The organism is Actinacidiphila oryziradicis (genome assembly GCF_005047355.1).
In the GTDB taxonomy this organism is placed as follows: Bacteria; Actinomycetota; Actinomycetes; order Streptomycetales; family Streptomycetaceae; genus Actinacidiphila; species Actinacidiphila oryziradicis.
In genome coordinates, this window is record NZ_SUMC01000008.1 from 45,642 (window position 1) to 59,098 (window position 13,457).

General features: G+C 71.5%; 10 protein-coding genes. 2 read left to right on the top strand and 8 right to left on the bottom strand.

The window, feature by feature from the left end:
• Window positions 1-152 precede the first annotated feature (152 nt).
• Window positions 153-4,001, top strand: a complete 3,849-nt coding sequence (locus FCI23_RS11150) for a response regulator (protein ID WP_136723343.1) — start codon at window positions 153-155, stop codon at window positions 3,999-4,001.
• Between the two features lie 52 nt (window positions 4,002-4,053).
• On the opposite strand, the gene FCI23_RS11155 is transcribed toward FCI23_RS11150, so the two are convergent.
• A complete protein-coding gene (locus tag FCI23_RS11155) occupies window positions 4,054-4,806 on the bottom strand; it encodes an SDR family NAD(P)-dependent oxidoreductase (RefSeq protein WP_136723344.1) in 753 nt (250 codons plus the stop codon).
• Between the two features lie 299 nt (window positions 4,807-5,105).
• Window positions 5,106-5,840: an alpha/beta fold hydrolase gene (locus FCI23_RS11160; protein WP_136723345.1), complete on the bottom strand. Its 735-nt coding sequence runs from the start codon at window positions 5,838-5,840 to the stop codon at window positions 5,106-5,108.
• Window positions 5,841-5,903: 63 nt separating this feature from the next.
• Here FCI23_RS11160 and FCI23_RS11165 point away from each other — a divergent pair, with 63 nt between their 5' ends.
• A complete protein-coding gene (locus tag FCI23_RS11165) occupies window positions 5,904-7,070 on the top strand; it encodes a helix-turn-helix transcriptional regulator (protein ID WP_136723346.1) in 1,167 nt (388 codons plus the stop codon).
• A 145-nt stretch (window positions 7,071-7,215) separates the two neighbouring features.
• Here the strand turns inward: FCI23_RS11165 and FCI23_RS11170 are convergent, their stop codons facing one another.
• From FCI23_RS11170 to FCI23_RS11195, 6 genes are all read right to left on the bottom strand, one after another.
• Window positions 7,216-8,865: a long-chain fatty acid--CoA ligase gene (locus tag FCI23_RS11170; protein ID WP_136723347.1), complete on the bottom strand. Its 1,650-nt coding sequence runs from the start codon at window positions 8,863-8,865 to the stop codon at window positions 7,216-7,218.
• Window positions 8,866-8,947: 82 nt separating this feature from the next.
• A complete protein-coding gene (locus FCI23_RS11175) occupies window positions 8,948-9,448 on the bottom strand; it encodes a SigE family RNA polymerase sigma factor (RefSeq protein WP_136723348.1) in 501 nt (166 codons plus the stop codon).
• Window positions 9,449-9,582: 134 nt separating this feature from the next.
• A complete protein-coding gene (locus tag FCI23_RS11180) occupies window positions 9,583-10,620 on the bottom strand; it encodes a glycoside hydrolase domain-containing protein (RefSeq protein WP_136723349.1) in 1,038 nt (345 codons plus the stop codon).
• Window positions 10,621-10,672: 52 nt separating this feature from the next.
• Window positions 10,673-11,863 (bottom strand): lipid-transfer protein, encoded by a 1,191-nt coding sequence (locus FCI23_RS11185; protein ID WP_136723350.1) that lies wholly within the window; start codon window positions 11,861-11,863, stop codon window positions 10,673-10,675.
• Window positions 11,860-12,303: an FAS1-like dehydratase domain-containing protein gene (locus tag FCI23_RS11190; protein ID WP_136723351.1), complete on the bottom strand. Its 444-nt coding sequence runs from the start codon at window positions 12,301-12,303 to the stop codon at window positions 11,860-11,862. Before FCI23_RS11190 ends, FCI23_RS11185 begins: the two co-directional genes overlap by 4 nt.
• A 1-nt stretch (window position 12,304) precedes the next feature.
• Complete coding sequence (locus FCI23_RS11195) at window positions 12,305-13,213, bottom strand: Zn-ribbon domain-containing OB-fold protein (protein ID WP_136723352.1); 909 nt, start codon at window positions 13,211-13,213, stop codon at window positions 12,305-12,307.
• Window positions 13,214-13,457: the final 244 nt, after the last annotated feature.

Below are 13,457 nucleotides of genomic sequence, written 5' to 3' on the forward strand. Positions count from 1 at the left end.
AACGCCTGCCCGTACACTCCCTCTAGTGACATGCCGCGGAGGCGGCGGCAAGATGGGCCGCCCACCGGTATCGGCCGAAGGCCGCAGGCAGTCGCGCAGGTGGCAGGTGTTGCAGGTATCGCAGGAGCGGTATTCCAGGGAGGACGCGTCTCGTGAGCAGCAGGCCATCCCGAGGCGCTGCTCGCCTCGCGGCAATACTGGACGCCCTACCGGACGCGCTGCTGTTGGTCAATGCCAATGGCACTGTGGTCAACGCGAATTCCATAGCGCTTGAGACCTTCGAGGTGCCGGGGACCGCACTCGTCGGCCGTGGGCTGCTCGATCTGCTGCCGGCCTTCGACTCACGGCGGATCCCGGGCACCATGCGCCGTCCCGACGAGGACGACAGCCGTACGAAGCCGACCCGGATGGTGGCCCGGCGTACCGATGGCAGCGAGTTCCCGGTCGAGGTGACCAGCGCGAATCTGGACGACGCGCGCACCCCGTTCGCGGAGACGTACAGCTATACGGGCGACGAGCTGCTGATGCTGGTCGTACGGGACCTCACCGGCACCCTGGACACCGAGGCCGAACTCGCGCGCCAGCAGCGCCAGACCGAGATGATCCTGCGGGCGGCGAGCGAGGGCGTCGTCGGGGTGGACACCGACGGCAAGGTGGTGCTGGTCAACCCGTCCGCCGCGCAGATCCTGGGCTACCGGGCCAGCGACCTGGGCGGCCAGGAGCTGCACCCGCTGATCCAGCACTCGCGCGCGGACGGCACCCCGCTCCCGTACGAGGAGACTTCGCTCGCCGAGACGCTGCGCTCCGGCCTCAAGCACCGGGTACGCGGCCAGGTGCTGTGGCGCAAGGACGGCCGGGCGGTGCCGGTGGACCTGACGACCGCTCCCGTGCGGGAGGGCGAGCAGCTGGTCGGCGCGGTCATGACCTTCACCGACCGGTCCCGCTACGACGCCTTGGCCGCCCGTTCGGCCCAGTTGCAGGCGGTGTTGTCGGTGGCGCTGCGCGGGCCGATCGACGAGATGCGCGGCGAGCTGGCGGGGCTGGCCGCCGACCCGGCGGGATCTCTGTGGCCCGAGGCCAACCAGATTCTGCACCACCTCACGGCGGGGTATGCGCGGATCACCACGCTCATCGACAATGTGCTCGCCTTCCAGCGGTTCGACAGCGGCGAGGGCAAGCTCGAGCGGGTGCCGACCGGCATGGACAAGGTCGTCGCGGCGGGCGTGGAGGGCGCGATCGAGCTGATCGGACCCGGGCGCGCGCAGTACGCGGTGCACGCGCCGCCCATCGAGGCGTCGGTCGACGCGGAACGGCTGGCGCAGGCCATCGCACACCTGATCGCGGATGTCGCCGGGGTCGACGCGGCGGGCAAGGCGATCGCCGCCCCGGGCGTTGGCGACTCCACGATCGTGGTCGCGGCGGCGCAGCGCGGTGACACCGTACGGATCGAGGTGCGCGGCCCGCACCCGGGCGGCCATCCGGTGCATGTGCCGATAGCGCGCGGGATCGTCGAGCGGCACGGCGGTGTCCTGCAGACGCACGAGGTGCGGGGGCAGGGCAGCTCTTACGTACTCGAAGTGCCGGTCGGGAAGAAGGGCGACGCGTCCGCGAGGGCCGCTGCCGCCGCCAGGGAACCGGCGCGTGAGTCGGAGACGACGGTCATGCCGGTGCCGGTGGAGCCGAAGCGCGGCACCGCGGCGGCACCTGCGCCGGGCCCGCGCGCCCTGGGCCCGGCGAACCCTGGCGGGCAGCCGCCCGGGCCCCGGCAGGCGACCGGCGACGCGTCGGGCCCAGGCAGCGCACTCGCGCTGCCGCCGGGGCCGAGCGCGAGTCAGGACGATGGCCCCGGCACGGCGGAGCCGCCGACCGGGCGGAGGCGGGCGATGCGCGGCCCGGAACCGAACGCCGAGGGCGGCGAGGCGCCCGTCCCTGACGGGCAGCCGAGCGGCCGCAGGGCACGTCGTCCGCTGGCGGAGAGCCAGGGCCGGCGGCCCGATGAGGCCGTCCAGGCCCCGGCGCTGCCCGCACTGCCCGCACTCCCTTCCGGGCCCTCGGGCCCTTCCGGGAACGCACCGCAGCAGCAGGCCTCCGCAGGCGCGTCGGACGCCTCCCAGCTGGCCCCGACCGGCCGCAGGGCACGTCGCCCCGAGGCCGGGGGAGGGCCGCAGCCGAGCGGCTCCGGCGTCCCCGCGCTCCCGGCGGCACCGGCCGCCCAGCAATGGCCGGACGCCAATGGCTCGGCCCCGCGCAACCCGGCCATAGTCGACCCCCGACGGCTCCCGAGCCAGGCCCGGCCCAGGCAGGACAACCTGGCGGGACCGCTCGCGATCGAGGCGGCCAGTGGCGGGCAGCAGCAGCCACAGCCGCAGCCCGCTCCTGCCGTGGAGGCAGAGGTCGCGGTGGTCCGGCAGGGCATCCCTGCGCAGACCCAGCGGGCTCCGCAGGCCCCGCAGGCCGCGCTGTCGGTCGCCGGGAATTCGCTGGAGCAGGAGCAGGAGCAGGCCCAGGCCCAGGCCCAGCAGGCGCAGCTTCAGGCCCAAGCCCAAGCCCAGGCCCAAGCGCAGGCACAAGCGCAGGCCCAGCTTGAGGCGCAAGCCCAGGCCCAGGCCCGCTCGATCAGTGTGCACACCCTTGGCCAGGGGGTCGCGTTCGCGCAGCAACTCGGCGAGCAGCCCCAGGCCCGGCCGCAACTCCAGGTCCCGGCCCAGCCGCAGCCCCTGGCCCAGCCTGGCGTACCCCAGCGAGCCCCCGCACCCGGCACCCAGGGCCAGGGCGTGCCGTACCCGCAGCAGACCGGCGAGCAGTCCCTCGCCCAGCCGGGCGTACCTCAGCAGGGCCCCGCACCGACCCCCTCCGGTCGCCGCCGCAAGCTCAACGCCCCCGGCGAGGGCGAGCCCCGCCAGCACCCGGAGCCGGATCCCACGCCCTCTCCCACACCCCTGGCGCCCCTTGCCCCCGGCCGTGCGTACGCCATAGGTGCCCCCGCCGAGGGCGACGAGGGCCCCGAGCCCCTGGACGGCCCCAACGGCGCGATCGAGGTCACGGACACCGGCCAGGGCGCGATCCCGGCGGTCCCGGGCATGAACACAGGCCCCAGCACGGGCGGCCAGTTCCCCGTACAGCAGGTGCGGCAGAGGCAGCAGCCGCCCCAGGCAGCGCCGCAGCCGCCCCAGGCAGCACTTCAGCCCTCCCAGGCAGCACTACAGCCACAACAGCAACAGCACCAGCACCAGCACCAACACCCACAACAGCACCCCCACATGGACGGTCTCGCACCCGCCCCCGGCGAACCGTTCGAGGAACCGCGCAGACTGCTCGTCTGGCCGGAGCCGGATGTCTCGACCCGCCAGGCGCTGACCGACCGTGGCTACCGCCCGGTGATCGTGCGCTCCCGCGAAGAGGTCGACGCGCAGGTCGCCGACCCGCCCGCCGCGCTCTTCGTGGACCCGCTGACCGGCCCCATCACCCGTACCGCCCTGCAGTCGCTGCGCCAGGCCGCCGCCCAGGCCGAGGTCCCGGTCCTGGTCACGGCCGGTCTCGGCCAGGCGACCCGGGAGGCGGCGTACGGTGCCGATCCGGCGGTACTCCTCAAGGCGCTGGCGCCGCGCGACAGTGAGCAGCACCCGCCGCGAGTGCTGCTGGTCGAGAACCACCTCCCCATCGCGCAGGCGTTCACGGCGACATTGGAGCGGCGCGGCATGCAGGTCGGGCACGCGCTGTCGGAGGCGGACGCGATGACGCTGGCGGGGCAGTTCCACCCGAATCTGGTGGTGATGGACCTGATGCTGGTACGGCGCCGCCAGCCAGGGATCGTCGACTGGCTGCGGGCCAATTTCCGGCTGCACCAGACCCCGATGGTCGTCTACACCTCCGTGGACATTGACCCGGCGGAACTCCCACGCCTGGCCTCCGGCGAGACGGTTCTCTTCCTCGCGGAGCGGTCGACGAGTGCGGACGTCCAAGCCCGCATCGTCGACCTGCTCAGCAAGATCGGCTCGTAGCCAAGCCTTGGTATTGCGGGCGATCACTGATGGATCGCGGCTGGTAGCTCGCTTACGCCGCGTTGCGGCCGCCGTCGACGTCGAGGATGGCGCCATGGACGAAGGTCGCGTCCTTACTGACGAGGTAGGTGATGGCGGCGGCGATCTCCTCGGGTGCCGCCGGTCGCCCTGCGGGAGCGAGTGAGGCGAGCTGGTCGATCTGTTCGCCGAACCGCTCGGTCCCCTCGGTGCGGGTAGGCCCCGGACTGACCGCGTTGACCCGCACGCCACGGGGTCCGAATTCCGCTGCCCATGCCTTGGTGAGCAGGGTCAGCGCCGCCTTGCTGGAGCCGTAAAGAGCCATCCCGGCCACCCCGAAATGGGCGACCATGCTCAGCACGTTGACGACGGCCCCCTGGCCGCGCGCAGCCATCGCGGGAGCAAGCTCGGCGACCAGGATGAATGGTGCACGGACGTTGACCGCGTACACGGAGTCGATGTCGTCGTCGGTGGTATCGGGGGTGGGGCCGGCGGGGAAGATGCCGGCGTTGTTGATGAGGATGTCGACGTGTCCGCCGCCGAGGTCGATGGCCTGGCGGGCCAGCGCCCGGACGGCGTCGGCGTCACCAAGGTCGCTCGCGATGAAGTCGGCCTTGCCCCCCGAGGAGCGGATCGCGGTGACGACCTGGTCGCCGCGGGCAGTGTCCCGGCCACTGATAAGGACGTGGGCGCCGCGTCCGGCGAGCGAGCGGGCCGCTGCGCGGCCGATGCCGCTGGTGGCGCCGGTGACCAGCGCAGTCGCACCGGCGAGGTCGGTCGAGGTCATGAAATGTTCCCTTTGTCGTGTGAGTTTCGTTGTGTGGATCACGCCGCAGCAGGCTCGCCCGACCCCTTCTTCTCGAGTTCTTCTCGAGTCAGAAGTGACACCAACTGGCATCAATCCGGCAAAGCACCACTAGGACCCGGGTCTTGGCCCGCAGGGTTCGTTGACGCTGCCCGAAACACCGGTGAGCTCGTCGATGCCGCGCCCGGCCCGGCGGTCCGGGCCCGGACCCGGGCCCGGACCGCGCTCGGCCCTGCCCCGGCTGGCGGAGAGCCGGCCGGGCGCGGCGTGCGGGCTGCCGGTCAGGCCGCCTCGTGCAGAATCGCCGCCAGCTCGCCGGGCCGGTCGAACATCGGCCAATGCCAGCCGAGCAGCTCCCGGTAGGCCCAGCCTTCGGCCGCCATGTGCCGGAATGCGGGAACGGTGCCGGCCTTCGCCCGGACCTGCTCCGCCCCGAAGCTGCACAGCACGTGCAGCCGCGGAAGCTTCTCCCAGGCCTCGGTCAGCCGGACCGGGGTGGTGGCGGTGGCCCACGGCTGCGGCACCGACAGCTGCGCCAGCCGCTCGAGCGTGCCGCCGGGCAGCCCGGGCACCCCGGCAGCCAACTGCGGCCACGACGGGGGCGACAGCCGCCAGCCGTCCCCCACCGTGCGTACCAGCTCGGCGTTGCGGGCCTGCTGCTCCGGCGGGACGAACTGCGCGTGGGACATTCCGTCCGGCAGCGGTCCGCTGTCGATGAACACCAGCCGGGCGATCCGTTCCGGCATCCGGTCCGCCACGCTCGGGACCACCACAGCACCGGCGTAGCTGTGCCCGACCAGCACCACGTCGTGCAGGTCCTCGTAACGGATCAAATTGAGCACGTCGGTGACGTGCGTCTCCAGGTCGGTGTCGGGCCGGGCCAGGTGCGCCCGCTCGCCCATCCCGGTCAAGCTCAGCGGGTGAACGTCGTGCCCACGGCTGCGCAGTTCGGCCGCCACCGAGCGCCAGGCCCAGGCCCCGAGCCAGAACCCGGGGAGAAGTACGTAGGTTGACATGACAGGCACGCTAAGACGAATACAGGACAGTATCCGCCCGGTATTCGCGGGACACTTTCAAACATGACCCGACCGACCGCCCGAGTGCTCGCCCTGCTGGAGATCCTCCAGACCGGCGGTACCCGCACCGTCGCCGACCTGGCCGGCCGACTCGACGTGGACGAGCGCACCGTCCGGCGCTACGTCGACCACCTGATCGACCTGGACGTCCCGGTCCGGTCGGTGCGCGGCCGGTACGGTGGCTACCGACTCGCCCCCGGCTACCGGATGCCCCCGCTGATGCTCACCGACGACGAGGCACTGGCCGTAATGCTCGGCCTGGTCGCCGGCCGGCAGGCCGGGCTGGTGACCAAGTCCGCCACAGCCATGGAGAGCGCCGCCGCCAAGATGCGCCGAGTGCTGCCAGAGGCGCTCGGCCGCCGACTGGACGCGCTGCTGGCGACCGTCGACTTCACCGCCCCGGCCCGTCCTGCAGCCATCCAGGAGACGGGCGTGCTGCTGATGCTCGCGGAGGCCGCGTGGCACCGCCAGCCGGTCGCCGTCAGCTACACCGCCCGGGACGGGAGGCGCAGCGAACGCACCGTGCACCCGTACGGGATCGTCGTCCACTCCGGGCGCTGGTACGTGACCGGGGCGGACTCGGCCAGCGGCGAGGTACGCACGTTCCGGCTGGACCGGATCGAGACCGCGAGGGTGCTGCCGGGGTCGTTCGAGACACCCGCAGGGTTCGACCCGGCCGGCCGGGTGCTGTCCGGGCTCGCCGAGGTGCCCTACCGGCACGAGGTGTCGCTACGGGTCCGGGGCACGGCCGAGCAGGTCCGCGACCGGCTCCCGGCCGGGCTCGCCACCGTGCAGGAGCTCCCGGCCGACCCGGCGCAGGATCCCGCCGTGGAGGCAGCCGGTGATTCGCCGGAGTCCTCCGGGCCATCAGCTGTCTCCGGGGCGGGGGAGGGCTGGGGGTCCCCCCGGCCGGAGGCTGGGGGAGGGTGGGTGCGGGTCCGGCTGCGGGCCGAGCGGCTGGAGTGGGTCCCTTCCGTGCTCGCCTGGCTGGACCGCCCGTTCGTGATCGAGTATCCGGACGCTCTGCGCGACCACGTGCACGCCCTGGCCCGCCGACTCGCCACCAGCGCCGACGACGTCCCGGATGCCGTCGGCCGAACAGCAGGGTCAGCCCGGCCGGCCCCGCCACCGCCGGCCCCTCCACCGCCGACGCCTCCAACCCGGCCATGAACACGCCGGCGAACGCCGTGGCCACGGTCGGGAAGACGTAGGCGCACAGACGTCGTGGCAGAACACCGCCGTCGCAGCCATCGCCGACGGCAGCGGATCACCGCCCACCCAGAAGTCACCCAGAAGTTCAGCCGAGGCAGGACCGTCAGCGCAACTTCGTGACGTCCAGCCTGCCCTCCGCGTAGTCCCGCCGGATCACCTTCTTGTCGAACTTGCCGACCGACGTCTTCGGCACGGCCGGAATCACCGCCCACCGCTCGGGCAGCTGCCAGTGCGCGATGCGTTCCGCCAGGAAGTCGCGCAGCGTGTCGTACGTCGCCGTCGAGCCCTCCTTGAGTACGACGGTGGCCAGCGGCCGCTCGCCCCACTTGTCGTCCGGGACGGCGACGACCGCGGCTTCGGCGACATCCGGGTGGGCCATGAGGTGGTTCTCCAGGTCGACCGACGAGATCCACTCCCCGCCCGACTTGATGACGTCCTTGACCCGGTCGGTCAGCGTCAGATAGCCGTCGGGCGTGATCGTGCCCACGTCCCCCGTCCGCAGCCAGCCATCGTCGCTGAACTTGTCCTCGGGCCGCACCGGATCGCTGCCGGCGCCGCCGTAGTAGGCCCCGGCGATCCAGGGGCCGCGCACTTCGAGCTCACCGGCGGACTCGCCGTCCCAGGGCAGGAACTCGCCGCCGGGCCCGGCGAGGCGGGCCTCGACGGAGGCGGGGAAACGGCCCTGGCTGACCCGGTACGGCCACTCCTCTTCCGGCGTGAGCCCGCCCGGCGGCCGGGCGACGGTGCCGAGGGGTGAGGTCTCCGTCATGCCCCAGGCGTGGCAGACCCGGACGCCGTAAGGGTCGAAGGCGGTCATCAGGGCGGGCGGGCAGGCGGAGCCGCCGATGACGACGTTGGCGAGGGAGGAGATGTCGCGCGGCTTGGCGGTGAGCTCGGCGAGCAGGCCCTGCCAGATGGTGGGGACGGCGGCGGCGTGCGTGGGCCGTACGGTCTCGATCATCTCGGCGAGCGGGGCGGGCTGGAGGAAGCGGTCGGGCATCAGCAGATTGATGCCGGTCATGAAGGCCGCGTGCGGGATGCCCCAGGCGTTGACGTGGAACATCGGGACGACGGGGAGGGTGGTGTCCGCCGTCGTCAGCGCGAAGGACTCGGCCATGTTGACCTGCATGGAGTGCAGATAGACCGAGCGGTGCGAGAAAAGCACACCCTTGGGGTCACCGGTGGTGCCGGAGGTGTAGCACATGGCGGCGGCGGAGCGTTCGTCCAGCTCGGGCCAGTCGTACGTGGTCGGGCGCCCGGCGATCAGGGCCTCGTACTCGTGCACGGCGGGGCGGCAGCCGGCCAGCAGTGAGGTGTCCCCGGGCCCTACGACGACGATGTGCTCGACCGGCTCCAGTGCGGGGAGCAGCGGCGCGAGCAGCGGCAGCAGTGAGCCGTTGACGAGGATGACCTTGTCGGCGGCGTGGTTGACGACCCAGACCAGCTGCTCGGCGGGAAGCCGGAGATTGAGGGTGTGGAGGATCGAACCCATGGAGGGGATCGCGAGATAGGCCTCCATATGTTCGGCGTTGTTCCACATGAGCGTCGCTACGCGTGCGTCGCGCTCCACGCCCAGCTCGTCGCGGAGCGCGTTCGCCAGCTGTACGGCCCGGTCGCCGACCTCCGCGAAACTCCGGCGCTGCGGCTGGCCGTCGCCGGTCCAGGTCGTGACGGTGGACCGGCCGTGCACGGTCCTTCCATGGGTCAGGATGCGGGTGACGGTAAGCGGAACGTCCTGCATTGTGCTCAGCACCGGGGGGAGCCTCCTCGAACTGCGTGCGGCTACGCGAGGGTGGGTTTCCCGTGATTGTGCTGGCATACCGCTCGGTATGTCACTACCCAAGGCGCAATTCGGGGTCTTCCCTCAATTTGCCGAGCGCACGCGATACGGCACTTTTGACGGTGCCGACCGAGACTCCGAGTACCTCGGCCGTCTGTACCTCGCTCATGTCCTCGTAGTACCGCAGCACCACCATCGCCCGCTGCCGGGCCGGCAGCCGCGAGATCGCCCTCAGCATCGCGTCGCGCTGCGCCTGCTGCTCGGTGGGATCGGGCCGGCCGCGGACGGTCGGCTCGGGGATTTCATCGGTGGCGTACTCGTCGATCCGGCGCTTCCGCCACTGGGAGGTGCGCGTGTTGAGCAGGGTGCGGCGGACGTAGCCGTCCAGGGCCGCGTGGTCGTCTATCCGGTCCCACGCCAGGTAGGTCGCGGCCAGCGCGGTCTGAAGCAGGTCCTCTGCGTCGCACGGGTTCGCGGTGAGCGAGCGCGCGGTACGCAGCAGTACCGGGCCCTTGGCCCGTACGTAACTGGTGAACTGCAACGCGGTCGTGGTCATGCTTCCACGCTAGGAGCCCACCATGGGTCACCGGATCCCCCGCAGGTCCCGAAACCGGATCACCCTCAGGTCGTACGGAGGGGGCTCGCATACCCCCACCGGGCGGATGTGCGCCCTGAGGTCGACGCTCCGCGTCATCCGGGGTCCGCGCCCCATTGGTCGGCGCCCCACGAGCCCCACAGTCCGACGCCCCAGGAGGTGACCCCCCATGGGTTGACGCCCGGCGGATCGGCATGGGACGGGTATGCCTGGGACGGATCGGCATGGGACGGGTCGCCACGGGACGGGTCGGCCCCCGACTGGTCACCATGGGACGACTCGAAGACGGCGACCGGCGCGTCCAGCCGGTTGCGGTCGATGGTCAGTTGATGGCCGCCGTGCTTCTCCTTCACATTGCCCGAGTACTGGTGGATCCGGCGGTGCGGCTGCCAGGCGTCGGAATCCAGCGACGGCTCGTCGCTCAGGGTCGGGCCCACCTTCCAGCGGGCGTACCAGATGGTGACCGGCAGGTCGCCGTAACCCTGGCGGCGGGCGTCCTCCATGTGCGCGATACCGGAGTCGGCGCTGCTGTAGAAGCCGGGCAGATACCCCTGGCGGCTGACCTCGCGGTCCCAGGCGCGGACGAAGTCCAGGGTGGGGCCGGTGCAGCTGTCGCTGTTGATGCGGTACGTCTCCATGTCGAGGTAGAGCGCGCTGCCGGGCCCGAAGCCCAGGTCGTCGGCGCGGCTGACGGCGTCGCGGGCCTCGGCGGCGCCCTCGTCCCAGGCGTTGTCGGCGCTCATGCGGTAGCCGCGCTTCTTCTGGTTGGTGACGCAGGGGCTCTGCGAGCCGACGTAGAGCGGTACGATCCGCCAGCCCATCCCGGTCGTGGACCGCACCCAGTCGGGGGTGAGATTCGGCTGCTTCCTGCAGCCGCGGGCGCGGCCCGCGTAATAGACGCCGATGGCCCGGTAGTCCGAGCTCAGCCAGGCGCGCATGGTGGCGGTTGACGGGGTGTGGCAGGTGTCGAAGCCCCAGCCCCGGAAGACGCGCGCCTGGGATGCGACAGCAGCGGGGCCCGAGGCCGTACGCCAGGACTCGGCGGCTGAATCGCCGACCGGGGCGGCGGACATCAGGCAGGCGAACAGGACGACCGCCACCACATATCGGATGATCCAGTTTTTATGGCGCATGCGCCGAGTCAAGCCACCGACCCCGGCCCCGCCGCGCAGACACGCCCGCGATTCAGCCGTCTGCGCCGTCTGCGCCGTCCGCCCCGAGCAGCAGCCCTGACGTAGGAACCCCCGCCCCCGCCGTCACCAGGACATGCGCGGCGCCCGGCACCTGGTTGACGCTCTCCCCACGCAGCTGCCGTACCGCCTCCGCGATGCCGTTCATCCCGTGCAGATAGGCCTCGCCGAGCTGTCCGCCATGCGTGTTGAACGGCAGCCGGTCCTCGGCCACAAAGGCGCCCCCCTCGCCGCGTCCGCAGAAACCGAACTCCTCCAGCTGCATCAGCACGTACGGCGTGAAGTGGTCATACAGCACCGCCACATCGATGTCCGCAGATCCGAGGCCGGAAGTCCGCCACAGCTGGCGGGCGACGACCCCCATTTCAGGGAGCATGACCAGATCGTCCGCGTCCCGGTAGAAGCTCGTCATCTGCTCCTGCCTGCGGCCCGCCCCCTGCGCGGCTGCCCGCACCACCGCCGGCGCGTGCGCCAGGTCCCGGGCGCGCTCGGCGGACGTCACGACGAGCGCCTGGCCGCCATCCGTCTCCTGGCAGCAGTCCAGCAGCCGCAGCGGCTCCACGATCCACCGTGACGCGGCATGGTCGGCGAGCGTGATCGGCTTTCCGTAGAAGTACGCTGCCGGGTTCCTTGCCGCGTGCCGCCGGTCGGCCACCGCCACATGGCCGAAAACCGTTGCGTCGAGGTGGTACGCGTGGAGGTACCGCTGTGCCGCCACGGCCACCCAGGACGCGGGCGTCAGCAGCCCCGCCGGCAGATTCACCCCCAGCGCCGCGCCTTCCGCCGACGGCTCCCGATGCTGCACCCCGGCCCCGAACCGCCGCCCCGAGCGCTCGTTGAACGCCCGGTAGCACACCACCACCTCCGCGACCCCGGTCGCCACCGCCATCGCCGCCTGCTGCACCGTCGCGCAAGCCGCCCCGCCCCCGTAGTGCACCCGGGAGAAGAAGGACAGCTCCCCGATCCCGGCCGCCTGCGCAACCGTGATCTCCGGGCTGGTGTCCATCGTGAACGTCACCAACCCGTCCACGTCCGCGGGGCGCAACCCGGCATCCGCGATGGCCGCCCGTACCGCCTCCACGGCGAGCTTCAGCTCGCTCCGGCCCGAATCCTTGGAGAACTCCGTCGCCCCGATCCCGGCGATCGCAGCCCGCCCGCCGAGCCGATCCGCACTGCGCAAGCTCACCGGACCCCACCCCCCTCTTCCCCGAGCACCGGCCCCGGCATCGCCGCCGTCACCGCCCCGGTGACGTGCGAGCCGAGGCTGTTCGTGCCGGTCACCTCCACACTCACCACGTCACCCTCCACCGCTGTGACCCGCCCGGTCAGCACCAGCTCGTCCCCGGGATAGCTGGGCACGCCCAACCGGATCCGTACGCTCCGCAGCACTACCCCCACGCCGAAACACTCGGCCATATACCGGCCGACCAGGCCATTCGTCGTCAGGATGTTCATAAAGATGTCCGGCGAGCCCTTCGCCCGCGCCGCCTCCGCGTCATGGTGCACATCCTGGTAGTCCCGCGTCGCCACCGCGCCGGCCACGATCAGCGTGCGGCTCACCTCGATCCGCAGCGGCGGCAGCTCATCCCCGACCTCCGCCGTCCCAGCCGCCGTCCCAGTCGCCATCTCAGCCCTCCTCCGCGCGGAACACGGGCACCGTGAACTCCCCGTCCACCCGCTGGAATTCCAGCGCCACCGGCATCCCGACCCGCACCTTCTCGTACGGCACCCCGATCACATTCCCCAGCACACGCACCCCCTCCGCCAGCTCCACCAGCGCCACCGCGTACGGCGGGTCGAACGCCGGGAACGGCGGATGGTGCATCACGACATACGAGAAGACCGCACCCCCGCCCGCCGCCGGAACCGTGTCCCACTCCTGCCCGCCGCACCCATTGCAGCCCGGCAGCCAAGGCAGCCGCAGAGCGCCGCAGCCACCGCAGCGCTGGATGAGCAGCCGGTGCTCCTCGATGCCCTGCCAGTAGCCCGCGTTGTCCCGATTGACCACCGGCCGCGGACGCCGTGCCCCCGGCGGCGCCTTGGTCGCCGCCTTGGCCTGCCGCTCAGCCGGCTCGTACTTGAGGATCCGGAAGCGATGCGTACCCACCAACTCGCCGCCGCCGACCCGGATATCCGTCCGCGTGGTGACGAAATACCCGGTCCCGAGCGCCGTCGTCTTACGGGTCGATACGGACTCGATCACCGCATCGAACGTAATCCGCTCGCCGGGGCGCAGCACCCTCACGTACTCCTGCTCGCAGTCTGTCGCGACGACCGAAGCGCACCCGGACTCGTCAAGCAGCGCGAGCAATTCGTCATACGCCCCCGCCCGCGCCGCCCCATGACCGGCGAGGCCGCTCATCGTCCACACCTGGAGCATCGTCGCGGGCGCCGACCCGTCCTCCGGAACGGGGTGGCCCATGGCCTCGCACCAATGCCGGATCATCGGCGAGTTCACCGGGTCCTTGCCCTCGGCCGCGATCGCGGCGGGCCGGCCCTCGTACGCCTTGAGCCGGTCATACAGCTCGTCCACGATGGCGGCCTCCTCGTATCTGACTGACCGTCAGATTCGGGGTGGATCGTGAGGCCTGTCAAGAGACAAAAGTTATCCACAGCCTGTGGAAACATTTCGGGACTCCACTCATGGACATCAGCGCTGCGCAGGCTCAGCGAAGCCGCGAGATCAGAACTGCCCGCGCGATTACTGACGAACCGCCCCTGATGGACATTAACCAACAAACTGCGAAGAACCGAAAATAAGCTGTGAAGTTCACAACACA

Excerpts from the sequence above, each read along its gene's own strand:
- FCI23_RS11155 (WP_136723344.1), bottom strand. The coding sequence starts at position 4,806 with ATGACCTCGACCGACCTCGCCGGTGCGACTGCGCTGGTCACCGGCGCC.
- FCI23_RS11160 (WP_136723345.1), bottom strand. The coding sequence starts at position 5,840 with ATGTCAACCTACGTACTTCTCCCCGGGTTCTGGCTCGGGGCCTGGGCC.
- FCI23_RS11165 (WP_136723346.1), top strand. The coding sequence starts at position 5,904 with ATGACCCGACCGACCGCCCGAGTGCTCGCCCTGCTGGAGATCCTCCAG.
- FCI23_RS11175 (WP_136723348.1), bottom strand. The coding sequence starts at position 9,448 with ATGACCACGACCGCGTTGCAGTTCACCAGTTACGTACGGGCCAAGGGC.
- FCI23_RS11180 (WP_136723349.1), bottom strand. The coding sequence starts at position 10,620 with ATGCGCCATAAAAACTGGATCATCCGATATGTGGTGGCGGTCGTCCTG.
- FCI23_RS11190 (WP_136723351.1), bottom strand. The coding sequence starts at position 12,303 with ATGGCGACTGGGACGGCGGCTGGGACGGCGGAGGTCGGGGATGAGCTG.